25 protein-coding genes, 4 tRNA genes and 2 pseudogenes are annotated in these 25,849 nt (G+C 39.9%); 14 read left to right on the plus strand and 17 right to left on the minus strand.

The window, feature by feature from the left end; all coding sequences use genetic code 11:
• Window positions 1-5: 5 nt before the first annotated feature.
• From ACXVWP_RS03390 to ltnD, 6 genes are read right to left on the minus strand one after another with little or no spacing between them, the layout of a single operon-like run.
• On the minus strand, window positions 6-1,472 hold the full coding sequence (locus ACXVWP_RS03390) for a GntP family permease (RefSeq protein WP_297568567.1): 1,467 nt from the start codon (window positions 1,470-1,472) through the stop codon (window positions 6-8).
• 8 nt (window positions 1,473-1,480) lie between these two features.
• Complete coding sequence (gene denD, locus ACXVWP_RS03395; RefSeq protein ID WP_297568570.1) at window positions 1,481-2,428, minus strand: D-erythronate dehydrogenase; 948 nt, start codon at window positions 2,426-2,428, stop codon at window positions 1,481-1,483.
• 55 nt (window positions 2,429-2,483) lie between these two features.
• The gene (gene otnI / locus ACXVWP_RS03400) at window positions 2,484-3,260 is read right to left on the minus strand and encodes a 2-oxo-tetronate isomerase (protein WP_297568573.1); all 777 of its coding nucleotides are present in this window, start codon (window positions 3,258-3,260) and stop codon (window positions 2,484-2,486) included.
• A 2-nt stretch (window positions 3,261-3,262) separates the two neighbouring features.
• A complete protein-coding gene (otnC, locus tag ACXVWP_RS03405) occupies window positions 3,263-3,895 on the minus strand; it encodes a 3-oxo-tetronate 4-phosphate decarboxylase (RefSeq protein WP_297568575.1) in 633 nt (210 codons plus the stop codon).
• Window positions 3,892-5,133: a 3-oxo-tetronate kinase gene (gene otnK, locus ACXVWP_RS03410; RefSeq protein ID WP_288329695.1), complete on the minus strand. Its 1,242-nt coding sequence runs from the start codon at window positions 5,131-5,133 to the stop codon at window positions 3,892-3,894. The genes otnC and otnK overlap by 4 nt, the downstream gene beginning before the upstream one ends.
• A gap of 2 nt (window positions 5,134-5,135) precedes the next feature.
• Window positions 5,136-6,041 (minus strand): L-threonate dehydrogenase, encoded by a 906-nt coding sequence (gene ltnD, locus ACXVWP_RS03415; protein WP_288329693.1) that lies wholly within the window; start codon window positions 6,039-6,041, stop codon window positions 5,136-5,138.
• Between the two features lie 170 nt (window positions 6,042-6,211).
• Here ltnD and ACXVWP_RS03420 point away from each other — a divergent pair, with 170 nt between their 5' ends.
• Window positions 6,212-6,970: a DeoR/GlpR family DNA-binding transcription regulator gene (locus ACXVWP_RS03420; protein WP_015702000.1), complete on the plus strand. Its 759-nt coding sequence runs from the start codon at window positions 6,212-6,214 to the stop codon at window positions 6,968-6,970.
• Between the two features lie 57 nt (window positions 6,971-7,027).
• Here ACXVWP_RS03420 and der read toward each other — a convergent pair whose 3' ends face one another.
• The 3 genes from der to dnaQ all read right to left on the minus strand — a co-directional run bounded on the left by der (window position 7,028) and on the right by dnaQ (window position 9,585).
• Complete coding sequence (gene der / locus ACXVWP_RS03425; protein WP_049384377.1) at window positions 7,028-8,548, minus strand: ribosome biogenesis GTPase Der; 1,521 nt, start codon at window positions 8,546-8,548, stop codon at window positions 7,028-7,030.
• A gap of 111 nt (window positions 8,549-8,659) precedes the next feature.
• A tRNA-Asp gene (locus ACXVWP_RS03430) sits at window positions 8,660-8,736 on the minus strand.
• An 87-nt stretch (window positions 8,737-8,823) separates the two neighbouring features.
• Window positions 8,824-9,585 carry a DNA polymerase III subunit epsilon gene (dnaQ, locus tag ACXVWP_RS03435; protein WP_070853170.1) on the minus strand — a complete coding sequence of 254 codons (762 nt, stop codon included), beginning with the start codon at window positions 9,583-9,585 and terminating at the stop codon, window positions 8,824-8,826.
• Window positions 9,586-9,644: 59 nt separating this feature from the next.
• On the opposite strand from dnaQ, the gene rnhA reads away from it, so the two are divergent.
• Entirely contained in the window at window positions 9,645-10,106 is a 462-nt protein-coding gene (rnhA, locus tag ACXVWP_RS03440; protein ID WP_005699219.1) for a ribonuclease HI, read from the plus strand.
• A 23-nt stretch (window positions 10,107-10,129) separates the two neighbouring features.
• Here the strand turns inward: rnhA and tesB are convergent, their stop codons facing one another.
• The 3 genes from tesB to pth form a co-directional block, all read right to left on the minus strand.
• A complete protein-coding gene (gene tesB / locus ACXVWP_RS03445) occupies window positions 10,130-10,990 on the minus strand; it encodes an acyl-CoA thioesterase II (RefSeq protein ID WP_297568581.1) in 861 nt (286 codons plus the stop codon).
• A 57-nt stretch (window positions 10,991-11,047) separates the two neighbouring features.
• Window positions 11,048-12,139, minus strand: a complete 1,092-nt coding sequence (gene ychF / locus ACXVWP_RS03450; RefSeq protein ID WP_458473254.1) for a redox-regulated ATPase YchF — start codon at window positions 12,137-12,139, stop codon at window positions 11,048-11,050.
• A 67-nt stretch (window positions 12,140-12,206) separates the two neighbouring features.
• Entirely contained in the window at window positions 12,207-12,791 is a 585-nt protein-coding gene (pth, locus tag ACXVWP_RS03455) for an aminoacyl-tRNA hydrolase (RefSeq protein ID WP_297568585.1), read from the minus strand.
• Between the two features lie 396 nt (window positions 12,792-13,187).
• Between pth and ACXVWP_RS03460 the strand changes: the two genes are divergently transcribed.
• Together ACXVWP_RS03460 and ddc are read left to right on the plus strand one after the other, a co-directional pair.
• A complete protein-coding gene (locus ACXVWP_RS03460) occupies window positions 13,188-14,552 on the plus strand; it encodes a diaminobutyrate--2-oxoglutarate transaminase (RefSeq protein WP_128787548.1) in 1,365 nt (454 codons plus the stop codon).
• A 95-nt stretch (window positions 14,553-14,647) separates the two neighbouring features.
• Complete coding sequence (ddc, locus tag ACXVWP_RS03465; RefSeq protein ID WP_128787547.1) at window positions 14,648-16,183, plus strand: L-2,4-diaminobutyrate decarboxylase; 1,536 nt, start codon at window positions 14,648-14,650, stop codon at window positions 16,181-16,183.
• A gap of 45 nt (window positions 16,184-16,228) precedes the next feature.
• Here ddc and ACXVWP_RS03470 read toward each other — a convergent pair whose 3' ends face one another.
• Window positions 16,229-16,645 (minus strand): EamA family transporter, encoded by a 417-nt coding sequence (locus tag ACXVWP_RS03470; protein WP_128787546.1) that lies wholly within the window; start codon window positions 16,643-16,645, stop codon window positions 16,229-16,231.
• 80 nt (window positions 16,646-16,725) lie between these two features.
• On the opposite strand from ACXVWP_RS03470, the gene ACXVWP_RS03475 reads away from it, so the two are divergent.
• The 9 genes and pseudogenes from ACXVWP_RS03475 to ACXVWP_RS03515 all read left to right on the plus strand — a co-directional run bounded on the left by ACXVWP_RS03475 (window position 16,726) and on the right by ACXVWP_RS03515 (window position 24,211).
• The gene (locus ACXVWP_RS03475; protein ID WP_005696455.1) at window positions 16,726-17,052 is read left to right on the plus strand and encodes an RnfH family protein; all 327 of its coding nucleotides are present in this window, start codon (window positions 16,726-16,728) and stop codon (window positions 17,050-17,052) included.
• A gap of 3 nt (window positions 17,053-17,055) precedes the next feature.
• Window positions 17,056-18,267 carry a ribosomal protein uL16 3-hydroxylase gene (locus ACXVWP_RS03480; protein ID WP_297568598.1) on the plus strand — a complete coding sequence of 404 codons (1,212 nt, stop codon included), beginning with the start codon at window positions 17,056-17,058 and terminating at the stop codon, window positions 18,265-18,267.
• On the plus strand, window positions 18,267-19,586 hold the full coding sequence (gene xseA, locus ACXVWP_RS03485; RefSeq protein WP_297568601.1) for an exodeoxyribonuclease VII large subunit: 1,320 nt from the start codon (window positions 18,267-18,269) through the stop codon (window positions 19,584-19,586). Before ACXVWP_RS03480 ends, xseA begins: the two co-directional genes overlap by 1 nt.
• Window positions 19,587-19,746: 160 nt before the next feature.
• The gene (gene nudF / locus ACXVWP_RS03490; protein WP_149785906.1) at window positions 19,747-20,370 is read left to right on the plus strand and encodes an ADP-ribose diphosphatase; all 624 of its coding nucleotides are present in this window, start codon (window positions 19,747-19,749) and stop codon (window positions 20,368-20,370) included.
• A gap of 7 nt (window positions 20,371-20,377) precedes the next feature.
• Window positions 20,378-21,202: a 3',5'-cyclic-AMP phosphodiesterase gene (gene cpdA, locus ACXVWP_RS03495; protein WP_297568605.1), complete on the plus strand. Its 825-nt coding sequence runs from the start codon at window positions 20,378-20,380 to the stop codon at window positions 21,200-21,202.
• Window positions 21,203-21,352: 150 nt separating this feature from the next.
• Entirely contained in the window at window positions 21,353-22,777 is a 1,425-nt protein-coding gene (gene miaB / locus ACXVWP_RS03500) for a tRNA (N6-isopentenyl adenosine(37)-C2)-methylthiotransferase MiaB (RefSeq protein WP_005698299.1), read from the plus strand.
• Window positions 22,778-23,091: 314 nt separating this feature from the next.
• A pseudogene (locus ACXVWP_RS03505) lies at window positions 23,092-23,442 on the plus strand (DNA N-6-adenine-methyltransferase); the annotation flags it as partial.
• Window positions 23,443-23,467: 25 nt separating this feature from the next.
• Complete coding sequence (locus tag ACXVWP_RS03510; protein WP_149785882.1) at window positions 23,468-23,653, plus strand: type II toxin-antitoxin system HicA family toxin; 186 nt, start codon at window positions 23,468-23,470, stop codon at window positions 23,651-23,653.
• A gap of 150 nt (window positions 23,654-23,803) precedes the next feature.
• On the plus strand, window positions 23,804-24,211 hold the full coding sequence (locus tag ACXVWP_RS03515; RefSeq protein WP_128787541.1) for a type II toxin-antitoxin system HicB family antitoxin: 408 nt from the start codon (window positions 23,804-23,806) through the stop codon (window positions 24,209-24,211).
• An 18-nt stretch (window positions 24,212-24,229) separates the two neighbouring features.
• Here the strand turns inward: ACXVWP_RS03515 and ACXVWP_RS03520 are convergent, their stop codons facing one another.
• Window positions 24,230-24,472, minus strand: coding sequence for an ogr/Delta-like zinc finger family protein (locus ACXVWP_RS03520; RefSeq protein WP_225852607.1), 243 nt, complete (start codon window positions 24,470-24,472; stop codon window positions 24,230-24,232).
• Here ACXVWP_RS03520 and ACXVWP_RS03525 point away from each other — a divergent pair.
• Window positions 24,434-24,892: pseudogene (locus ACXVWP_RS03525) on the plus strand (hypothetical protein); the annotation flags it as partial. The gene ACXVWP_RS03520 and the pseudogene ACXVWP_RS03525 overlap by 39 nt on opposite strands.
• A 548-nt stretch (window positions 24,893-25,440) precedes the next feature.
• On the opposite strand, the gene ACXVWP_RS03530 reads toward ACXVWP_RS03525, so the two are convergent.
• The 3 genes from ACXVWP_RS03530 to ACXVWP_RS03540 all read right to left on the minus strand — a co-directional run bounded on the left by ACXVWP_RS03530 (window position 25,441) and on the right by ACXVWP_RS03540 (window position 25,733).
• A tRNA-Lys gene (locus ACXVWP_RS03530) sits at window positions 25,441-25,516 on the minus strand.
• 50 nt (window positions 25,517-25,566) lie between these two features.
• A tRNA-Leu gene (locus tag ACXVWP_RS03535) sits at window positions 25,567-25,653 on the minus strand.
• Between the two features lie 4 nt (window positions 25,654-25,657).
• Window positions 25,658-25,733: transfer RNA gene (locus tag ACXVWP_RS03540), tRNA-Gly, on the minus strand.
• Between the last annotated feature and the right edge of the window lie 116 nt (window positions 25,734-25,849).

Consider the following 25,849-nt stretch of genomic DNA (forward strand, 5'->3'; position numbering starts at 1 on the left):
CGTAATTAAAGATTTTTATTCTGAAGTTTGATATAGAATAAAATGCTGGCTAACACGACAATAGGGAAAAGCAGATCAAATACAGAGCCATCGTTGCCAAAAATCAAGTTAGCAAGAATTACTGAAATACCACCAATCCCCCAAGCAATCGTGGTTGGTACAGACCAAACGACCATTTGTTTTTTCACATCATTAATTCCCATCATACGGTTAACCACCCAGAATAAACTATCATTGAAATAGCCAAAGAAAAGCGATCCCATGGTAGCAGCTTGAGCGGCTAATAGCATATTGACACCGGGTATTTGCGCAAGGATTGGGGCTGAAATTGAAGCAGCTGTAACCATTGCAACTGTACCTGAACCTTGAATAAAACGCACTAAAGTCGATACGATAAATGGAATTAAAATTGGTGAAATAGGTAAGTTTGCGATCTGTTCTGCTAATTGTTTTCCTGCACCACTATCGCGCAATACCGCACCTAATGCACCACCCGCACCTGTTACTAATAAGATAATACCAGCTGTTTTAACACCTTCTTCAAGATGAAGTGCAGTCGTATTTTTATCGGCTTTTGGTAATAATGTGTAAACAGAAATTAATACGCTTAATGCTAAAGCAATAACAGGGTGACCAAGGAATGAAACGATTTGATAAGGTATACTTGTCAATGCTTCAGGTACATCTTTAACGAATAAATGTACAACTGCTTTAATGAAGATTAATACTATCGGTAATACAATTGGTAGTAAAGAAAGCCCTAAACTAGGAAGTTCTTTTTTCTCACGACTTTCAATATAACTATCATATTTTTGTTTTAATTCTTCTTCCGTGAACACTTCTTGATTAAAGTTAGGGTATTTTTTATCTAACCATTTAGCATACAGAACTATTCCTACAACAGGCAAGACAGCCATACACATTCCAGTGAGTAACATTGCGCCAATATCTACACCAAATAACCCAGCTACTCCCAATGGACCTGGTGTTGGTGGAACGGTGTGGTGTGTCACAACCAAGCCACCAGCCAAAGCAACGCCTAGAGTTAATAATGAGCGTTTACCATTTTTTGCGAGAGCTTTTGCTACTGGATAAAGGATAACAAATGCAGAATCTACGAAAATTGGAATACTCACTACGTAACCTGTAATAGCTAATGCCCATTCTTCTTTTTTCTGACCTAGCATTTTGATAAAACTATATGCCATTTTTTCTGCCGCACCAGAAACTTCTAAGACGCTACCCATCATTACACCAAGTCCAATAACAATCCCAATACTACCTAGTGTGCCACCAAATCCTTTTGTGATGGAATTTAAGGTTTCATCAGCTGACATACCACCTACTAAACCTGCAATTGAAGCTGCAATTAGCATTGCGATGAAAGCATGAACTCGCGTTCTTAATACGAGAAAAACGAGAACAAATACAGCGATTAATAATCCAATAATTGGAATCGGTAAGCCAAACATAGTGCCTCCTACATATCATATTCAATAAACTGTTGGATAACATTTTGGAAATTGCTATCCACTTTGAAACCAAGAGCTAATGCTTGGGTGTTATCAATTCTTGCAGGCCAACTAGCAACGATATTGTTAATGCTTTCATCGAACTCAAATTTAATATGTTCTAAAATTGCTTCACCTTTTACTTGAGTGAGATCAGATAACATTTGTTTTACGGTAACACTAAACCCTGGAAGATTAATAGAATGCCAACTACGCAATGGAAGTGATGGAAGTTGTAAAGCATGAATAAAGTTTGCAACTACTGTATTTGGGCTAGATAACCATAAACGTAATTCTTCCGATACAGGACACACGGCATCTTCCCCATGTAGAGGTTCACGCATAATGCTGCTAACAAATGAGGATGCAGCTTTATTTGGTTTGCCTGGTCGAATACAAATGGTTGGTAAACGAACAACAATACCATCTACAAAGCCTTTTCGTGAGTAATCATTAATCAGCAATTCACACATTGCTTTTTGTGTACCATAGGTAGATTGCGGTGTGAATGCTGTACTATCTAAAATAGTTTCAGGTAGTTCTCCACCAAATATGGCTAAAGAACTAGAGAAAATAAACCGCACTTTAGGATTATTTTTGCGACAAATTTCAAGGATATTTCGTGTTGCTAAGAAATTAATTTCATAACCTAAATCAGGATCTTGTTCTGCATGACTACTTACGATAGCCGCTAAATGAAAAATAGCATCCGTTTCTTCAGTAATTAATTCATCTAATCCTGTTGGATAACGTAAATCCATTTCATAACATCGAACACGAGGATCATTATTTGGCGCAATAGGCTTAACAACATCAATTAAAATTAAATCATCAATATGAATATTATTCTGGGCTAATAGCGTTTTGGCTAAACGTTGTCCTAAGAACCCTTGCCCACCAGTAATTACAACTTTCATTTTATCCTCCTTAGATAATATATGTTTTTAAAACCGCAGTTAAATTTAAGAATATTTATTTATACTTCTGAAACCAATCCAATCCCGTTACGGTTTCGCCACGTGGTTTGTATTCACAGCCAACATAGCCTGTATAACCGATTTCATCTAGTTTATCGAAGATATATTGGTAGTTAATTTCACCTTCGTCGGGTTCATGACGGTCTGGTACAGAAGCAATTTGAACGTGAGCAAATTTGCCATTTAATTTATCGGTTAAACGCGCAAGATTGCCATCTACATTTTGTGCATGAAAATAGTCGAGTTGAACAAATACATTATCACGATCAACCAATTCCACCACTTCAAGCGTATCAAATTGGCTTTTGAGTAAATAATTAGGTTTCACTTCAGGGCTTAAAGCTTCAAGCTGAATTTTGATCCCATATGGTTTATATTTATCAGATGCATAGCGTATGTTTTTAATAAAGGTTTGTTTATATTCTTCACGGCTTGCACCTTCTGGCACAACTGCTGACATGATATGTACATTTGGACAACCTAATGCAAGTGCATATTCAAGAGCCAAATCAATATCTCTATGGCTATCAGCTTCTCGGCCAGGGATTGCCGAAACACCCCATTCACCTTTGTTTACATCACCAGCTGGGGTATTAAATAACACAACTTTTAGGCCATGCTTATCTAAAATTGCTTTGAGTTCTTGTGCAGGGTAATCATAAGGCCATAAGAATTCGACATATTTAAAGCCTGCTTTAGCCGCCGCTTCAAAGCGATCTAAAAATGGCACTTCGTTAAACATCATTGTTAAGTTTGCTGCAAATTTAGGCATAATTATTTTCCTCTATTTTCTAAATCTTTCACTTCGGTATCAGTGAGATAGCGGATTTTTTGTCCTTGCAAAGTGAAGAATAATTTGGCAGTTTCTTCTAGCTCTTCCGTATTATCAGCTGCATCAAGCAAATCACAACCTGTCACCACAACACCATGATTGGCAAGTAAAAATGCTTTCCCTGTTAAGGCGCGTTCACTGAGTTCACGTGCGATCTCTGGCGAACCAGGTCGGTAATAAGGTATCACTTGCAGTTTGCCTACACGCATTACGTAATAGGGTGTAAAAGCTTTCATTGCATTAGTCACATCCAATCCATCAAGGCAAGAAAGGGCGGTCAAATACGTGCAATGTAAATGTACAATGGCTTTGCACTCAGGATTTTTCTTGTACATAGCCAAATGAAACACGGATTCTTTAGAGGGTTTATCACCTTCTAACACATTGCCATCCATATCTAACACGGATAAGCATTCTGCTTTTAAACGACCTAAAGATGAACCTGTTGGCGTGACTAATACACGATTTTCATCAAGGCGGACAGACAAATTGCCTGCCCCGCCAACGGTATAACCGCGCTCATAAAAAGAACGTCCGAGTTGTACCATCAATTCTTTTTGTTCAAGATCTGTCATACAAACATTCCTTGTGCGTATTCAAAGAAATCGTCTTTACCAAAATTACCTGATTTCAATGCGAGATAAATATCCTCTTCCACTGCTTTTAACCAAGGCACTCCAGGAGCGATTTGTTTACCGATATGAAAACCTGTAAACCCAAGTTGTTGCACCACAATGCTAGAAGTTTCTCCACCTGCATTAATAAAGTTTGTTACGCCATATTGTTTTAACTTCGCGGCTAATTTAGCAAACGTGTTTTCAATAGCATGGCTGGCTTTATCCACACCAAATTGATTTTGAATTTCTTTCAATGCTTCAGGTGGTACAGTGGCATATACCATTGGTGCAAGCGGTGAATCTAAATTAGCGATAACCCATTGAGAGAGTTCTTCCACATAGTTTGGATTGTTAATCGCTTGCGCCGCATCAAGGTGTAAGTGCGGTGCTTTTTCTTTATATTTTTCCACTTGCTTGTTCGTCATCACAGAGCAAGACCCTGAAAGCACCACGGTTTTACCTTTAGTTGGCGTAAAGGCATTGGTGCCTTTTTTACCACCACTTAAACGCGCCGCCATATATGCTGCTAAACCAGAACCGCCTGTCACCAATTTGAAATCCGCCACCGCTTCAGCAAGTACTTCCAACTGCGAATTATCCACGGCATCAACAACCGCATAACGGTAGCCTTGGGCTTTGAGTTCCGCAAAACGTTCTTTCACACGTGCCGCACCTTTAATCACATCAGCATAAGCGACTAAGCCTGTTTTTCCTTTGGCTTGTGCATCCATCAAACGCATTAAATTTGCGTCCACCATTGGTGTAATCGGGTGGTTTTTCATGCCTGATTCACTCAACAATACATCACCTACGAATAAATAGCCGTTAAAAATAGTGCGACCATTTACAGGTAAGGCTGGTGTAATAACGGTGAAATCTTCATTTAATTCATCTAGTAAAGCATCCGTGACAGGACCGATATTGCCTTTTGCTGTGCTGTCAAAGGTGGAACAATATTTAAAATAAAATTGCGTACAACCATTTTCCTTTAACCATTGATAAGCCCTTAATGACTGTTCAATGGCTTCATTCACAGGGTTGGAACGTGATTTTAGACTGATCACAATGGCATCTACTTTGCTGTTTAACGATTGTGTTGGAACACCGTTCATTTGCACCGTACTTAAGCCATTTTCAACCAAAAAACTGGCGATATCGCTTGCGCCTGTAAAATCATCTGCAATAACACCTAACATCGCTACGCTCCTTTTTTCGGTAAGTTAACGCCACTAAAAATTTTAATCACTGCACTATCATCTTCTTTACCATAACCCGCATTGCTTGCCTCAGTGAACATAGAATAGGCTGTGCTTGCCAAATGAAGTGGGAAATGAAGTGATTTTGCAGTGTCATTAACTAAGCCTAAATCTTTCACAAAAATATCAACCATAGAAAGCGGCGTATAGTCACCTTCTACTACGTGTTTCATCCGGTTTTCAAACATCCAAGAGTTACCAGCTGCATTGGTCACAACATCATACATAACATCAAGTGGAATACCCGCTTTTGAGGCAAGAGCCATAGCTTCCGCACCTGCTGCAATATGTACGCCGGCTAATAATTGATGGACGATTTTCACCGTTGCACCTAAACCAATTTCTTCACCAATGTTATAAACTTTTGCCGCAGTGGCATCTAAAACAGGTTGTAACAACTCAAATGCTTGTTTTGAACCCGATGCCATAACAGTCATTTCACCTTTTAATGCTTTAGCTGCACCACCAGAAACAGGTGCATCTAACATAATCAAACCTAATTCTGTTAATTTTTGTGAAATTATTTGAGCATCTTGAGCCGCCATGGTAGAAGAAACCATCACCGCTGTACCTGCTTTTAATTTTTTAGCAATACCATTTTCGCCAAATAATACTGCGTTAGCTTGGGCTGCATTAACCACTAAAACCACTACAGCATCAAGTTCGTGAGCGAAGTCATAGCCATTTGCCGCTACAGCTTTTGCACCTGCCGCTTTTAGTTTTTCAAGTGCAACTGGGTTTAAATCAATACCATAGGTCGTTAATCCTGCATTAATGCAAGATACCGCTGCGCCCATACCCATAGAACCAAGACCAATCACTGCGACTGAATAATTTTGATTTTCCATTTTTAATCTCCCAATAGATCTTAACCAAATTTATCTGTATATTAGCCGATACAATAAATTAAATCTGAGATCTACGTCACAAAATGATAAAAAATGTTATTTTTTGTTAATTTTTGTGATGAAACGTTATGGGCTCATAATCTGATTTGAAATCAGGTATGGAGAAAAAGATGATTCCTGCTGAACGGCAAAAGACATTATTAAACTTAATTAGTAAACAAAGCGTTATTAGTATAAATAACTTAGTCAATATCTTAGGCGTATCGCATATGACCGTACGTCGTGATATACAAAAGCTCGAAGAGGATGGAAAAGTCATCTCTGTTTCGGGGGGGGTTCAATTACTTGAACGTTTATCCAGTGAACCAACACATGACGATAAATCATTACTAGCAACGACTGAAAAGACGGCTATTAGTAAAAAAGCAGTTGAGTTAATACAAGAACATTCCACTATATATCTAGATGCTGGCACGACAACACTTGAAATCGCAAAACAAATCGCTAATCGAAACGATCTACTTGTAATTACTAATGATTTTGTTATTGCCCATTATTTAATGGTCAATAGCCAATGTAATATTATGCATACTGGTGGGCTCATTAATAAATCAAATCGTTCCTCTGTGGGAGAATTTGCTGCCCAATTTCTACATCAAATTTCAGTTGATATTGCGTTCATCTCGACTTCATCTTGGAATTTAAAAGGGCTAACCACGCCTGATGAGCAAAAAATTCCTGTCAAAAAGGCTATTATCCAATTTAGTCAAAAAAATATCCTTGTTACTGATTCATCCAAATATGGCAAAGTAGCAACATTTCTACTATATCCACTTAGTTCACTAGATACGATTATCTGTGATAAAGGATTACCCGAAAATGCTCAAGCTAGAATCGCTGAAATGAATGTTGAATTATTTTTAGTATAAAATAAAAAGAGCGGTCAAAATTCACAGTGATTTTTGACCGCTCTTTGTTTGTTAAGATTAGCGTTTCGCTTTTTTAATAAACTTCATCAAGCGTTTACGTTTACGTAATTGGTTTGGTGTGAGTTTATTTTTTCTACCCGCGAATGGGTTTGAACCTTCTTGGAATAGCAAGCGAATTGGCGAACCAATAATTTTCAAACTCTTACGATAATAATTAGATAAATAACGTTTGTATGAATCCGGTAATTTATCCATTTGGTTACCATGCACCACGATAATTGGTGGGTTATAACCACCTGGGTGAGCATATTTTAATTTAATACGACGACCGCCAATCATTGGTGGTTGGTGCTCATCCGTTGCCATTTGTAAGATTCGGGTGAGAAGGGACGTCGTCATTTTTTGTGTCGCACAAGCATAAGCTTCTTTAATCGAATCAAAAAGATTCCCCACGCCACTGCCGTGTAAAGCAGAAATAAAATGCACACGGGCAAAGTCGATGAAATCAAGACGGCGATCTAATTCAGATTTGACGCGATCTTTCACATCTTGATCTAAGCCGTCCCATTTATTCACGACGATCACGAGTGAGCGTCCTGCATTTAAGATAAAGCCAAGTAGAGAGAGATCTTGGTCTGAAATATTTTCACGCGCATCAATTGTGAGTAATACCACGTTTGCATCTTGAATCGCTTGTAACGTTTTAATAACAGAGAATTTCTCAACGGCTAAATGCACTTTACCACGTTTACGCACACCTGCTGTGTCAATTAAGGTGTATTGTTGCCCATCGCGTTCCATTGGAATGTAGATACTGTCGCGTGTTGTGCCTGGCATATCGTAAACCACCACGCGATCTTCACCTAAAATACGATTGGTTAATGTGGATTTACCGACGTTTGGACGGCCTACAATCGCAATTTTGATATTTTTATCTTGTTCTTCTTCAAGCTCTTCGTCTAATGCTTCATCAATCAATGAAGTATCTTCTTCTGAATCGAAGTCAAATTCGTGATCCCATTCATCTTTTTCTTCTTCATCAGAAGTGCGGTCATTTTCTGCTTCGTTTTCTTGTAATTTTTCCGCTAAAGGTGCAAGCACTTGCTCCATTAATTGAGTCACGCCACGGCCTTGTGATGCGGCGATTTGTTCAATTTCACCTAAGCCTAATTGATAAAATTCCGCACAGTGTGAGTCGGCATCAATACCGTCAGTTTTATTTGCTACAACCACGGTTGTTTTATTCGTACGTTGGCGTAAGTAATTGGCAATGCCAATGTCTGCAGCTGTTAAACCTGCGCGCGCATCTACTAAGAAAAGCACCACATCGGCTTCTTCAATCGCTAATAAGGATTGTTCTGCCATTTTTTCTTCAACACCTTCTTCAGTGCCATCAATACCGCCAGTATCGATCACAATGAAATCATAGCCAGAAATATTGGCATGACCGTATTTACGATCTCGGGTTAAACCAGGGAAGTCAGCGACAAGCGCATCTCGGGTACGGGTTAAACGGTTGAATAGGGTGGATTTGCCTACGTTTGGTCGACCCACTAAGGCAACGACAGGAGTTGTCATAAAAATATCTCTGTAAAGTGTAAATTTGGTTAATTATAGCGAATGTTGGCTGACAGGTAAAATTCGGGCATAAAAAAAGCACCTTCTGGTGCTTCATTATCTCGGCTTAATTGGCGGAATGGACGGGACTCGAACCCGCGACCCCCTGCGTGACAGGCAGGTATTCTAACCAGCTGAACTACCACTCCGCTAAGTGCTGGGTATAATAATGATGAACGTTAAAAGCGTCAATCTTTTTTTTCTTTTTTATGTTTATCTGATTAATAGATAACCGATTAATGTGAGGTTTCATCCCCCGTACGAATCGACCAAAAACATTTGCCATCGCTTTTTTTATTGACCAATTTAAGGAAATCTAAATGGGCTTGGAGTTCATCATCAGTGGGTTGTAACACTTTTAAATTTTGCGAAAAATTGACCGCACTTTGAAGATCTTGCATATTGGAGCCAGCTTGGATAATTGAACTATCCGCATGATCTTCATCAAATAGACTGGTTTGCCCGCCCGTCATGGACAAATAAACGTCGGCTAAAATCTCCGCATCCAGTAACGCACCGTGGAGTGTTCGTTTGCTGTTATCAATGCCTAAACGATCACACAACGCATCTAAGCTATTACGTTTTCCAGGATACATTTGGCGAGCCATTTGCAATGTATCAGTAACGAGGCAAATGTCGGTCGTTTTGATATCTAACCCAAGTTTACGGAATTCATAGTCCATAAAGCCCACGTCGAAGGGGGCGTTGTGAATCAGCAGTTCAGCACCACGAATGTATTCTATAAAGTCCTGTGCAATTGTTTTGAAATCCGGTTTATCCGCCAGCATTTCATCCGTAATACCGTGAACTTTAATAGCATCGGGATCAACTAAACGATCCGGCTTAATATAAATGTGAAAATTATTGCCCGTGTATTTACGGTTGATCATTTCCACAGCACCAATTTCAATAATGCAATGTCCTTCGTAATGTGCGCCAATTTGGTTCATACCGGTGGTTTCAGTATCCAGTACAATTTGGCGATCCGGATTTATCATTGTTCTACCTATTTGTTTCCTTTAAAATACCGTCTATTTTACACAAGCTCGAATTAGTTATGCAAAAACAGATTGAAATTTTTACGGATGGATCTTGCCTCGGCAATCCGGGAGCCGGTGGCATAGGGATTGTCCTGCGCTATAAACAGCATGAAAAACATATTTCAAAAGGGTATTTCAAAACCACCAATAATCGCATGGAATTACGAGCAGTGATTGAGGCTTTAAATAGCTTAAAAGAGCCTTGCCATGTAACGCTTTATAGCGATAGCCAATATATGAAAAATGGCATCACACAATGGATTTACAATTGGAAGAAAAACAATTGGAAAGCGAGTACGGGCAAAGCGGTAAAAAACCAAGATTTATGGATTGCGTTAGATCAGGCGATTCAAACCCATAACATTGATTGGCAGTGGGTGAAAGGCCATTCAGGCCATCGTGAAAATGAAATTTGTGATGAATTAGCCAAACAAGGCGCAGAAAATCCGACCTTCGAAGATATCGGTTACGAAGGCTAGTCTGCACCTTATTTTAAGAGCGGTTATTCTTGATAACGAATTAAACCTTCCTGCTGTGTGGTGGCAATTAATGTGCCATCTGCAGCAAAAATTTGTCCTCTCGCTAAACCACGCCCAGCAAAAGCATTATTACTTTCAATGGCATGTAAGTGCCAATTATTTAAATTGAAAGGGCGGTGGAACCAAATGCTGTGGTCGATTGTGGCGACTTTCATCCCTTTCTGTAAAAAGCCTTTCCCATGTGGGTGAAGTGCGGTCAAAATACAGTGGAAATCAGAAAAATAGGCCAAGAGGCATTGTTGAGTCTGCAAATCCAGTGGTGCCTCTCCATTGGTTTTAAACCAAGCATATTGTTCGGGTGGGAGTTCGCGACCATCAAATGGATTGTTCAAATATCGGCTATGAATCTGAAATGGTCGCTCTTGAGCAAATTTTTCACTCAAGCTTTCGGGCAAAGTCTGTGCTACTTTTAACATGATTTCATGTTCATCAATGCATTGTTCAGGGCCTGGCACTTGCGGCATGGCTGATTGATGGTCAAAGCCTTCTTCGGGTACTTGAAATGAAGTTGTGACATGACAAATCACATTTTTATGTTGAATGGCCTTTACGCGTAACGCAGAGAAATTGCGTCCTTCACGTAAAGTTTCTACATCATAAATAATCGGGTGTTGACTGTCGCCAGGTGCTAAAAAGTAAGCATGGCAAGAATGGAGTACACGCTCCGCTGGGGAAACTTGCATCGCGGCAGAAAGAGATTGCGCCACGACTTGGCCACCAAACACTTGGCGAAAACCTAAGTCTTCACTCGCACCACGAAAGATAAGATCATCAATTTTTTCTAGTTTTAACAATTCGATGAGTTGATTTAATTTATCTGACATTGTTTTTTCCTTTTATAAATACAAAAAGACCGCATAATCATGCGGTCTAAAGCGTTTTTATACGTTAAAGCGGAAGTGCATAACATCACCATCTTGGACGATGTAGTCTTTACCTTCTAAGCGCCATTTACCTGCTTCTTTTGCACCGTTTTCACCTTTGAATTGGATGAAGTCATCGTAAGCAATTACTTCTGCACGGATGAAGCCTTTTTCAAAGTCTGTGTGGATTACAGCCGCTGCTTTAGGGGCGGTTGCACCCACAGAAACTGTCCATGCGTGCACTTCTTTCACACCCGCAGTGAAGTAGGTTTGAAGATTTAATAAGGCATAACCCGCACGAATTACACGGTTTAAGCCTGGTTCTTCAATACCAAGATCTTGTAAGAATTCGATTTTTTCATCATCATCAAGTTCAGCAATTTCTGCTTCAATCGCCGCACATACAGGCACCACAACAGAGCCTTCTTTTTCAGCAAATTCACGTACTTTGTCTAAATATGGGGTGTTTTCAAAACCGTCTTCATTCACGTTCGCAATGTACATGGTTGGTTTTAATGTGAGGAAGTTATAGCTTTTAATTGCTAATAGTTCATCTTTATCTAACTCAACAGAACGAATCATGCCTGCTTCAGAAAGTACAGGAAGGATTTTTTCCATCACAGAGAGTTCAAATTTTGCGTCTTTATCACCACCTTTAGCGCGTTTTTGTAAACGTTGGATTGCACGTTCACAGCTGTCTAAGTCAGCAAGGGCTAATTCGGTATTGATAGTTTCGATATCGCTTAATGGATCGATTTTACCCGCAACATGCACGATGTCATCATTTTCAAAACAACGAACAACATGACCAATTGCATCAGTTTCACGGATGTTAGCTAGGAATTTATTACCTAAGCCTTCACCTTTACTTGCACCCGCAACTAAACCAGCGATATCCACAAACTCCATGGTGGTGGGTAATACGCGTTCAGGTTTAACAATTTCCGCTAACGCATCTAAACGCGGATCCGGCATTGGTACCACGCCAGTATTTGGTTCGATTGTACAAAACGGATAGTTTGCCGCTTCGATACCGGCTTTGGTTAATGCATTAAAAAGGGTAGATTTACCGACATTTGGCAAACCAACGATACCACATTTAAATCCCATGATGTTTTCCTTATTGTAAGCGTAAGTGCGGTTAAAATTTATGGTGTTTTTTCACCGCACTTTTGAGTTAAATTTTAAAACTGTTTAAGCGATTGGTGGCTTTCACCATGCCTTCTTTGAAAAGCAATTCAATGCAATCGGTCGCTTCATCTAAAGCTTTATCGAGCGCTTCTCTTTCTGCAGGCGCAGGTTTGTTAAGCACAAAACCTGAAACTAAATCACGGTGTCCAGGATGGCCAATGCCAATGCGTAAACGATAGAAATTGTTGCTGTTACCAAGCTGTGCCACGATATCTTTTAAACCATTGTGACCGCCATGTCCGCCACCTTGTTTTAATTTTACGGTGCCTGGCGGTAAATCTAATTCATCGTGTAGCACTAAAATTTCTTCTGGTTTGATACGATAAAAATTAGCAAGTGCACTTACTGCTTTTCCGCTTAAATTCATAAACGTCGTAGGTACTAAAAAACGGACTTCTTTGCCATTAATTAGCGTTTTTCCTACGTAACCAAAGAATTTATTTTCTGCATTAAGCGAAACATTAAAGCGACGAGCCAAGCGCTCAATCAGCCATTCCCCTGCATTGTGGCGGGTTTCTGCATATTTATCGCCAGGATTACCCAGCCCCACGATGAGTTTAATTTCAGACATAGTTTTCTGCTTGAATAAAAATAGTGGTGTATTGTAGCGAAAAAGGGCTAATTTCTCAATCATCGCTGTAAAGCTCCCATATTTTAGGTTAGGTTGTAACTGATGAAATCCGACGAGTTAATAAAAATTTATGCGATTTAAACGTTTGGCTTTCTTTTTTATAAAAGAAATGTAAAATGCGGCAACGTTTTAAATATGACCCATATTTAAGATGTGTTTCCAACCTAGCCAACCTCTTTTGGGCAATTAGGGTAAAAACAAAAAAGCTGAAACGCTTTTTTTAATAAGTAGCGAGTCAAATGCCCCATGGCGTCTGTTTTTTCAGAAACAGAAAGTTTAGGCTTCCCGCAAGGCACCCGACTTATTTTTTTCACCTCTTTTAGAAGGTTTTTATCAATGACAATTACCACTCCTGTAAAAGCGATTCTTGCTTCCAATAAACACTTTTTAGATCGCCAAGATGCAATGGAATCAAACGTTCGTAGCTATCCGCGTAAATTACCGTTTGCTTATGAAAAAGCAGAAGGTTGCTGGGTTACTGACGTTGAAGGCAACAAATACCTTGATTTCTTAGCCGGTGCTGGCACTTTAGCATTAGGGCATAATCACCCTGTATTAATGCAGGCGATTCGTGATGTGTTAGATAGCGGTTTGCCTTTACATACACTGGATTTAACCACCCCATTAAAAGATGCATTCACTGAAGAATTATTGTCGTTCTTCCCGAAAGATGAATACATTTTACAATTCACCGGCCCATCAGGCGCAGATGCAAATGAAGCGGCAATTAAATTAGCGAAAACTTATACTGGCCGCGGTAACGTGATCGCGTTCTCTGGCGGTTTCCATGGTATGACTCACGGCGCATTATCGTTAACGGGTAACTTAAGTGCGAAAAATGCTGTGCAAAACTTAATGCCGGGCGTGCAATTCTTACCTTATCCGCACGAATACCGTTGCCCATTTGGTATTGGTGGCGAAGCTGGGGCAAAAGCCGTTGAACATTACTTTGAACACTTTATTGAAGATGTTGAAAGTGGTGTGGTAAAACCAGCTGCGGTAATTTTAGAAGCAATTCAAGGTGAAGGTGGTGTTGTGCCAGCGCCAATTAGCTTCTTACAAAAAGTCCGTGAAGTAACCAAAAAACATGGCATTTTAATGATCGTAGATGAAGTTCAAGCGGGATTCTGTCGTTCAGGTAAAATGTTTGCGTTTGAACATGCAGGCATCCAACCAGATATCGTTGTGATGTCAAAAGCGGTGGGCGGTAGCTTGCCATTAGCCGTGCTTGCAATCAAAAAAGAATTTGATGCTTGGCAACCAGCAGGCCATACCGGTACTTTCCGTGGTAACCAATTAGCGATGGCAACAGGTTATGCTTCACTAAAAATCATGCGTAATGAAAACTTAGCGCAAAATGCTAAAGAACGTGGCGAGTACTTAACTAATGCATTACGCGAATTAAGCAAAGAATACCCATGTATCGGTAACGTGCGTGGTAAAGGCTTAATGATGGGGATTGATATTGTTGATGAACGTCAAGCCAAAGATGCAACAGGTGCATACCCACAAGATGGCGAACTTGCGGTCGCTATCCAAAAAGCCTGCTTTAATAATAAATTATTGTTAGAGCGTGGTGGACGTGGCGGTAACGTTGTGCGTGTACTTTGTGCGGTAAACATCAATCAAGCAGAATGTGAAGAGTTTATTAAACGCTTTAAACAATCTGTTGCAGATGCATTAAAAGCCGTACGTGGTTAATCAAGAGCGGTCAGATTTTGCAGATATTTTGTGAAATTTGACCGCTTGAGCTCCCCCCTTTGTCAAAGAGGGGAATTTTTTAGGAAAGAATGGCTATGTCAGATCTTAAACAACATAAACAATCCCTTTTTTGTCGCGATGAGCAGTCGATTAAAGACTATGAAAATGCGATGAATAAAGCTGTGCAAGCGGTCTCAAATTGGTTGAAAAACGACAAAATGTACACGGGTGGCTCAATCAAACAAATGCGTGCTTTGATTGATGGATTTAAACCAAGCCAAGCTGGCGTGGGCGTAGAAAATGCGCTGGATCACCTCGTCGAAATTTTCTTAAATCCAAGTTTAAAAGTACATCACCCCCATTCATTGGCGCATTTACATTGCCCAACGATGGTAACGAGCCAAATTGCGGAAGTGTTAATCAATGCCACAAACCAATCTATGGACTCTTGGGATCAAAGCCCAGCGGGTTCAATTATGGAAGAGCATTTGATTGATTGGTTACGTCAAAAAGTGGGCTATGGCCAAGGCACTTCTGGGGTGTTTACCTCGGGCGGTACGCAGTCTAACTTAATGGGCGTATTATTAGCACGCGATTGGGCGATTGCGAATCACTGGAAAAATGAAGATGGTTCAGAATGGTCGGTGCAACGCGATGGTATTCCAGTTGATGCCATGAAGAAAGTTAAAGTCATTTGTTCAGAGAATGCGCATTTTTCTGTGCAAAAAAATATGGCAATGATGGGAATGGGTTTCCAATCTGTGGTTACTGTACCATCGAATGCCAATGCACAAATGGATGTCAACGCGCTTGAACAAACTTTGGCGCAATTAAAAGCTGAAGGTAAAATAGTCGCTTGTATTGTGGCGACGGCAGGCACCACAGATGCTGGCGCGATTGATGATCTCAAAGCGATTAGAAAACTAGCTGATGAATACCAAGCATGGTTACACGTTGATGCCGCTTGGGGCGGTGCGTTATTGCTTTCTCAAGAATTCCGTCATTTCTTAGATGGCATTGAGCTAACAGATTCAATTACACTTGATTTCCACAAGCATTTCTTCCAAACCATTTCTTGTGGGGCATTCTTGCTTAAAGATCAAGCGAACTATCGTTTTATTGACTACAAAGCAGATTATCTCAATTCAGAATATGATGAAGAGCACGGTGTGCCAAACTTGGTGGCAAAATCTCTACAAACAACGCGTCGTTTTGATGCCTTAAAATTATGGTTTACTGTGGAAGCATTAGGCGAAGCACTCTATGCTTCAATGATTGACCATGGTGTTAAATTGACCAAAGAAGTAGAAGGTTATATCAATGAAGCCGAAGAGTTAGAAATGCTCGTGCCAACGCAGTTTGCATCAGTGCTATTCCGTGTAGTGCCAAAAGGCTATCCAGCAGAATTTTTAGATGCCTTAAACCAAAATGTGGCGGATGAACTCTTTGCCCGTGGCGAAGCGAATATTGGTGTGACTAAAGTTGGCGATAAACAATCGCTAAAAATGACGACATTAAGCCCGATTGCTACGCTTGAAAATGTAAAAGCATTGTTAGCTCAAGTCTTAGCTGAAGCAAACCGCATTAAAGATGCAATTGCAAACGGCACCTATGTACCACCGATTGACTAGTTCTTTTATAGGAAGAAAAGGCCGATTTAAACGGTCTTTTCTTTTTTATAGTATAAGTATTAGAACGCCACTTAAGATTAATAAACTTCCCATGATTAATTTCATGCTTAAGGGTTCGCCTAACAAAACTACGCCTAAAATAATGGCAATGACCACACTGAGTTTATCAATGGGCGCAACCCAAGAGGCGGGCGCCATTTGTAACGCACGATAATAACAAAGCCAAGATAGGCCCGTAGCAACACCGGAAAGAATTAAAAAGGTAAACGGTTTTGCAGCAATATGTTGTGGCAGTTGCCATTCGTTACGTGCGCTAATGATACCTGCTGTAACGAGTAAAACCACAATTGTACGGATAAAAGTCGCGAGATTACTGTTAATGCCTTCAACCCCTAATTTACCTAAAATAGCGGTAAGTCCAGCGAAAAAGGCTGAACCAATAGCAAAAAATACCCAATTCATGATGTGTTCCTATTTTATCGTTAATATTGATTGCACTTTTCCGCTATAATAACGGAAAACTCATTAAGACAGAATAAGACATGAACCAAATTAATATTGAAATCGCCTATGCCTTGCCGGATCGCTATTATTTGAAATCCTTCAAAGTGGATGAAGGCACGATGATCCAAACGGCTATTTTACAATCGGGCATTTTACAACAGTTTACCGAAATCGATTTGCGTGAAAATAAAGTGGGGATTTATTCCCGCCCTGCAAAATTAACAGATCAATTAAAAGACGGCGATCGTATTGAAATTTACCGTCCATTATTAGCCGATCCTAAAGAAATTCGTCGTAAACGTGCAGCGGAGCAAGCCAAAGCCGCACAAGAAAAAGCTCAACAAGAAAAACAGGAAAAGGAGTAAAAAATGACCGCACTTTCCAACCAATATTGTCTGCCTGATGGCATTACCCCTGAAATTTTCCTGCGTGATTATTGGCAGAAAAAACCATTGATTATTCGTAATGGCTTGCCTGAAATTGTTGGCCAATTCGAGCCTGACGATATTATCGAATTAGCACAAGGCGAAGATGTGACGGCACGTTTAGTGAAAACCTTTTCAGATGATAATTGGAAAGTGTTTTTCAGTCCGTTATCTGAAGAAGATTTTGCAGATGTGCCAGAGAAATGGTCGGTGCTCGTCCAAAATTTAGAGCAATGGAGTACTGAATTAGGTCAGCTTTGGAATAAATTTGGCTTTATCCCACAATGGCAACGCGACGATATTATGGTGTCTTATGCACCTAAAGGCGGTTCCGTTGGTAAGCATTATGACGAATATGATGTATTCTTGGTGCAAGGTTATGGTCATCGCCGTTGGCAGTTAGGTAAATGGTGTGATTCTTCTACAGAATTTAAACTGAATCAGCCGATTCGTATTTTTGATGATATGGGCGAATTGGTGATTGATGAAGTGATGAATCCAGGTGATATTCTTTATATTCCGGCTCGTATGTCACATTACGGTGTAGCAGAAGATGATTGCTTGACCTTTTCTTTTGGTTTGCGTTATCCGAATTTAGCAGATATTTTCGATAACGTGAATAAAGCGTTTTGTCATCAAGATCCTGAATTGAATTTAAGCGAATTCCAATTACCGTTACGTTTAACGCAAGCAGAGCAGCGTACGGGCAAATTGGCTGATGAAAATATTCAGGCAATGAAAAAGCAATTCTTAGCGAAATTGGCAGAGTCTGAAGCCTTTGATGCCTTGTTCAAACAAGCAGTAGCCAGTGCAGTGAGCTCACGTCGCTATGAAATGTTGGTATCCGATGAAATGTCCGATCCTGACGAAGTGCGGTCAATTTTAGAAGAGGAACAAGGTGTATTAATGCAGGACAATAACTGCAAGTTGCTTTACACCGAAAATCCGCTCCGCATTTATGCTAATGGCGAATGGTTAGATGAAGTGAATGTCATTGAAGCGGAAGTGTTGAAACGTCTTTCTGATGGGGAATCGCTAGATTGGGCATTCTTAAATAATTTAGTGAATGATACAGAAGATCCTGAAAGTACAATGGAATTATTACTTGATTCGATTTGTAACTGGCTAGATGACGGTTGGGTGTTGATTGAATAATGTCTGAAAACATTTACTCCATTTCCCAGCTTAACAGCGCAACCCGCCAAATGTTGGAAGGGAATTTTTCACAGATTTGGCTTACAGGGGAGATTTCTAATTTCACTCAACCTGTGTCAGGGCATTGGTATTTAACGCTAAAAGATGAAAATGCCCAAGTTCGCGGTGCGATGTTCCGCATGAAAAATTTGCGTGTGGGGTTTCGTCCGCAAAACGGCATGCAGGTCTTGGTGCGGGCGAATGTCAGTTTATATGAGCCTCGCGGTGATTATCAGCTGATTATTGAATCCATGCACCCTGCCGGTGAGGGATTATTGCAACAGCAATTTGAAGCGCTAAAAATGAAATTGGCAGCTGAAGGATTGTTTGCACAAAACCTGAAGAAAAGCTTGCCAGACTTTGCCAAAGCAGTGGGCATTATTACGTCTTCTACAGGCGCGGCTTTACAAGATATTCTGCATATTTTGGCTCGCCGCGATCCAAGTTTAAAAGTGGTGATTTATCCAACGGCAGTGCAAGGCAAAGAAGCAACGGCTGAAATCGTCCAAATGATTGAACTCGCTAATGCCCGTCAAGAAGTGGATGTATTGATTGTCGGCCGTGGTGGTGGTTCTTTAGAAGATCTTTGGTGCTTTAATGAAGAAGAAGTGGCACGTGCGATTTTCCGTTCTAATTTACCGATTATCAGCGCGGTAGGTCACGAAACCGATGTCACCATTGCCGATTTTGTGGCTGATTTACGTGCGCCAACCCCCTCTGCTGCGGCGGAGTTAGTGAGTCGCAATCAGCAGGAATTACTTCAACAGTTAGCCTATAAACAACAGCGTTTGGAGATGGCGTTAGATCGTATTTTTAGTCATCAACAACAACGTTTGCAACAGTTACGTTTGCGCCTGCAAAATCAACATCCACAAAATCAATTATTGATGCAAAAAGCCAGAACGGCGCAATTACATCATCGTCTCTTATTAGCGATGCAGCGTCAAATGGATAAAACGCAGCAAAAATTGACCGCACTTTCCGCGCGCTTAAAGCAAAATCCGTTGCCTTATCAATTGCAAAAACAATCCCAATATTTAGCTCAGTTACAAGTGCGGTTAAATTTAGGGGCGAATCGTCAAGTCACGGAGCGTCAAAATAAATTGGCGACGTTGTGTGGCAAGTTGGATGGATTAAGCCCATTAAAAGTATTAGCACGAGGATATTCCATCGCGGAAGATGTCAAAGGACATGCCATTGTGAGCGTGAAACAAGTCAAAACAGGCGATATGATTAAAACGAAAGTCGCTGACGGGGAAATAATCAGCCGCGTTTGTTAATTTAACTGGATTCTTAATGTAAACCTATGATGAATAAGAAATCATCATAGGTTTTCTTTTTTTGTGACCGGCTTCAAAGTTTCAACAAAAAAATAGATGGTTCAGTTTTTTTTATTTTTTTATGGGAGTATTATGCGACCTCAATACTAGGAGAGTAATGATGTCAGATATTCAACAGTTTAGTCAGCATGATATAGAAATTCTTAATGAAGAAACTGTTTACAAAGGTTTTTTTACACTTAAGAAAGTACAGTTCAAACACAAGCTTTTTGCCGGTAGTGAAAGTGGCGTGGTGACACGTGAATTATTGGTAAAAGGTGCCGCTTCTGCCGTGATTGCTTACGATCCGAAAGAAGATTCGGTAGTTTTGGTTGAACAAGTACGTATTGGTGCATATCAACCTGGCTCAGATCGTTCTCCTTGGTTATTAGAGTTGATCGCCGGCATGGTCGAAGCGGGGGAACAACCTGAAGAAGTGGCTTTGCGTGAAAGTGAAGAAGAAGCGGCTGTCTCAGTTCAAGATCTTACTCATTGTTTAAGTGTATGGGATAGCCCGGGTGGTGTCGTCGAACGTATTCATCTGTTTGTCGGTCGAGTAGATAGCTCGCAAGCCAAGGGTATTCATGGTTTAGCTGAAGAAAATGAAGACATCCGTGTTCATGTGGTGAAACGTGAACAAGCCTACCAATGGATGTGTGATGGCAAAATTGATAATGGTATTGCAGTAATGGGCTTGCAATGGCTTCAATTAAATTACGCCCAATTGCGGCAGCGTTGGCAATAGGAGTCCCATGAACAATACATTTGAATGCGAGTCCGCAAGTGAGATCGTCAAATTATTACAAATCACCGATCCTCATTTGTTTAAGGATACAAGCAAAGACTTATTAGGTATCAACACGCATGAAAGCTTTTCTCAGGTGTTAAAAGAAATTCAGGCAGAGTCTTTTAATTATGATGTCGTGCTTGCGACAGGTGATTTGGTACAAGATAGTAGCGACGAAGGTTATCTACGATTTGTTGAAATGGTTAAACCGTTAAATAAATCAGTATTTTGGCTTCCAGGTAACCATGATTTTCAACCTAAAATGGTCGAGCATTTAAGCCAATCACCTATTAACGCATCAAAACATTTACTTCTTGGCAAACATTGGCAAGTGATTTTGTTAGATAGCCAAGTTTCTGGTGTGCCTCATGGCGAATTGAGTGCTTATCAGCTAGATTGGTTAAAAACAAAATTAGCCGAAAATCCAGCTCGTCATAGCTTAGTCGTCTTACATCACCATCTATTGCCAACGAATTCAGCATGGCTTGATCAGCATAACTTACGTAATGCGCATGAATTCTCAGAGGTTCTTGCTCAATTCAACAATGTAAGAGGGATTTTATACGGTCATATTCATCAAGAAGTCGATGGCTATTGGCAAGGTTATCAAACCATGGCAACACCAGCGACTTGTATTCAATTTAAGCCGGACAGCAACCATTTTGCTTTAGATACCTTACAACCAGGTTGGCGTGAAATTGAGCTACATCCAGATGGGCGAATTGAAACAAGGGTGAAGAGAATCAAACACAAAACGTTCTTGCCAAATATGGAGGAAGAAGGATACTGAACAAAGTGCGGTTAAAATTCAGGTGATTTTAACCGCACTTTTTCTATACCGAAAGGGGTAAAAGTCCATTTTACACTAGCCAGAATTCCCACAAATCTGTACAATAGCCGACCGATTTTATCTTTTTACTAATCTTTATTTTTAAGCAATATGACGCAAAAATTACATATTAAAACATGGGGCTGTCAGATGAATGAATACGATTCATCAAAAATGGCCGATCTTCTCTTAAATACACATGGTTTGGAATTAACTGATATTCCAGAAGAAGCCGATGTGTTACTTCTTAACACCTGTTCTATTCGTGAAAAAGCACAAGAGAAAGTGTTCCATCAATTAGGTCGTTGGAAAGAATTAAAAAAACAAAATCCAAACTTAGTGATTGGTGTGGGCGGTTGTGTAGCATCACAAGAAGGTGAGCATATTCGTCATCGTGCACCTTATGTGGATATCGTATTTGGTCCGCAAACTTTACATCGTTTGCCAGAAATGATTAACCAAATCCGTGGCGGCAAAAGTTCGGTGGTGGATGTAAGTTTCCCTGAAATTGAGAAATTTGACCGCTTACCAGAGCCTCGCGCAGAAGGCCCAACAGCGTTTGTGTCTATTATGGAAGGCTGTAATAAATATTGTACTTACTGCGTGGTGCCTTATACCCGTGGTGAAGAAGTGAGCCGTCCTGTTGATGATGTATTATTTGAAATTGCGCAGTTGGCCGATCAAGGTGTACGTGAAATCAATTTATTAGGCCAAAACGTAAATGCGTATCGTGGCCCGACATTTGATGGCGGTATCTGTACATTTGCGGAGTTATTGCGTTTAGTCGCGTCTATTGACGGTATCGACCGTTTACGTTTTACCACCAGTCACCCAATCGAATTTACTGATGATATTATTGACGTGTATCGCGACACACCAGAATTAGTAGATTTTGTACACTTGCCGGTGCAAGCTGGTTCTGACCGTATTTTAACCATGATGAAACGTGGTCATACCGCGTTAGAATATAAATCGATTATTCGTAAATTACGTGCAGTGCGTCCAAATATTCAAATCAGCTCAGATTTCATTGTGGGCTTCCCTGGTGAAACCAATGAAGAGTTTGAACAAACAATGAACCTAATCGCACAAGTGAATTTTGATATGAGCTTCAGCTTTATCTATTCTGCGCGTCCAGGTACACCTGCAGCAGATATGCCAGATGATGTAACCGAAGAAGAGAAAAAACAACGTCTCTATCTTTTACAAGAGCGTATTAACCAACAAGCGGCACAATATAGTCGCCGTATGCTTGGTACAGAGCAACGCGTGTTGGTGGAAGGGCCATCTAAGAAAGATATTATGGAATTAACAGGACGTACGGAAAACAACCGTATTGTAAATTTCCAAGGCTCACCAGATATGATTGGTAAGTTTGTCGATATCAAGATTACCGATGTTTATACTAACTCTCTACGTGGCGATGTGGTGCGTACTGAAGATCAAATGGGATTACGTATTGCACAATCTCCACAAGAAGTAATGAATCGTACTCGTAAAGAAGATGAATTAGGCGTAGGACGTTATCACGGCTAATCATATTAAGAATATAGATAAGTAACCGTACGAAAGTGCGGTTATTTTTTTATGTGTTTTTTAGAAAAGAGAGTAGGAAAGTCTTTATCCTGAATTTTAGGCATAAAAAAACACCAATTAAGATGCTGATTTAAAGTGGTGGGTCGTGAAGGATTCGAACCTTCGACCAACGGATTAAAAGTCCGCTGCTCTATACGATAACGCATTGCGCGTTCGTGCTTGGGCGAGCCGTTGGGGCATTCGTCAGTTCCAATTCTACGGTGGCGCATCAATTTCCGTTTAGCGTGAATTGCGCCGATTAATCAGCGGTCAAGCCGTTGCCGTTTGTGTTGCGCGCCATCCAGCAAAGCGTGTTACATAACAAGACGGTGGTAATGTTGCTTAATGTAGATGGTTCGACAAAATGGTTTGATATGTGTGTACGCAACGCAAAAGAAATCGTGTATATCACTAATTCACGAATCCCTTTCATCAACAATGAAACTGGCGAAGAAACAGACCAAAATAACAAGCCACAAATGCTTGTACTATTTGAGCCAAAAGCCCCTTACGGCAGTTTGAAGTCATCTTATGTGTCTATGCACGAAATGAAAGAAAAAATAACTCCAATAACTCTAAAAATGCTTGCTTTTAATTTTTTTTGGGGTTATAATACCCCTAAATAAACAATTTTACGAGGTAAAAGATAATGTGAACAGTAAACAATTAATAAAGCAAATTGAAGAAGATGGCTGGTATCTTGTTGAAATAAAAGGGAGCCATCATCAATTTAAGCATGATAAAAAAATAGGGCGAGTCACAGTTCCACACCCTAAAAAAGATTTACCGCTAAATACAGTTAGATCAATATTGAAACAAGCAGGGCTTAAAAAGTAAGCCCTACTTTTGCAAGATTTTATTTTTTATATTGCAATTTATATATCGCTATTTTTATCTATATTTGTTTTATTAATTGTTTATTACGTCTATTATCTTAGATACTAGTTTTATTTGTTTTACATTTCTTTAAATCTATAAGGCTTTTATATGTTATACCCAATCGGAATAGAAATGGGCGATGAAAATCACGCATACGGTGTGGTTGTGCCTGATGTACCAGGCTGTTTTTCAGCTGGTGATACATTAGAAGAAGCATTCATCAACGCAAAAGAGGCAATTGCCTTCCATATTGAAGGCATGTTAGAAGATGGAGAGGAAATCCCACAGCCAACATCTCTGCAAGAGCATGTTAAAAACCCAGAGTATGAAGGCTTTACGTTTAGTTTTGTGGATGTAGATTTAACGCATCTAATGGGGAAAGCTGAAAAAATCAATGTAACCTTGCCTAGTCTTCTAATTAAACGCATTGATAATTTTGTGGCAACACATCCCGAATATAAAAACAGAAGCAACTTTTTGGCACAGATTGCTACAAATAAGTTACTTGCTGCATAAAAATAAAAGCCGCTATTTCTAGCGGCTTTTTTCATCATCTAATATTTTTCTCAAATTGGCTTTTTCTTCGTCCGATAATTTACCCAAAACAAGCTCAAGCAATTTGTCTTTTGTCAGCTTACTGGCGCGTGTGGTATGCCCAAACTCCATATTCATTACAAAGCGGTGTCCGCATAGGGGATTCTTGCATGCACAATAATATCGAGTAAATTCACTGTGTAAACCGATCAGAAGATTACAGATAAATCCTTTGAACGACACATCGAAACAGATAGTGAAGTAAAACAAATTGGTACATCGACAAAAACAGTAGATTCAGATAGTACGCAAACTATAGGCGGAAATAAAACTGTTAGCGTATTGGGTAGTATCAATGACACGACTGCAAGCAATCGTACTGTAGGAACAGGTGGCACGCTACAAGAAAAAATCGTTGGATTGGCGCAACGTGTTTCAGACGAAAAGAATAAATTTGTGGCGCCGCTAAGTTATGTGGGTACTGAAGGGCAAAACATATTTAGACTGTTGGAAGATACTATTCAACTGTTGGGAGAAGTTGTAAGCACCTTAGCAACGCACACACACGCTGGTTCACCTTCGCCAGATCAAGCAAGCATATTCAACCAGCAGGCAAACAAAGCAAAAACAATAAAAGGCAAACTCACGCCGATTATTGAATAGCTACCGCACTTCACATAAAACCAAAGCCGCACAATGTTGCGGCTTTTCTTTATGTTTCCGATATGTATATCAGAGACATTAACCACGGAAAATCTAAGTGATTGTTATAACAAATAAATCTACGTAATAAGCAATATAAAACAATTCCACGGAAATTTTTCACGTAAAAACACAAGGCACGGAAAATCCACTTCCTCCCCCGCTGAATTTGCGTTAAAAATTTACATTTTTTCAGTTAATTTTCAGATTGTAAAATTGGGTAAGTAGTTGAGGTAAAAGAGATCATTTTACTGAAAGAATAGGGATCTTAACTGTAAAATTTACGGGGTTTTACAGTGTTTTTCACTTAAAAGAGATCTGTGTAAGTTTGTAGGAGATTACAGTATATTGATTTATAAGGTGTTTTTATCTTTTACGTGATAGTTAATAAGAAATTTTTATTTCATTTTTAATGATTGGCGGCATCGCCACTGAGATAAATAATTTATAAATGAAAGTGTAAAAAAATGGAAATTTAACCGCCACTTTATCGCCACTTAAGAAAGAATTGGTGGGTCGTGAAGGATTCGAACCTTCGACCAACGGATTAAAAGTCCGCTGCTCTACCGACTGAGCTAACGACCCAACTAGATGATTTTAAAGTAAATTTTAAAATCTTTTGACTGGTGTTTAAATGGTGCCCGAAGCCAGACTTGAACTGGCACGCCTCGAAAGGCGAGGGATTTTAAATCCCTTGTGTCTACCGATTCCACCACTCGGGCAAATTGGAGCGGGAAACGAGGCTCGAACTCGCGACCCCGACCTTGGCAAGGTCGTGCTCTACCAACTGAGCTATTCCCGCGTTTGCTTGTTGCCAAACAACGGGGCGTATTTTACGGATTTATCTCATTGTGTCAAATAAAATTCGTAAAAAAAGTTTTTGATTGGTTAAAAATAGTTCAAAAATAAAAGGTTCGA

It is taken from the genome of Haemophilus sp. SZY H56, from assembly GCF_054332415.1.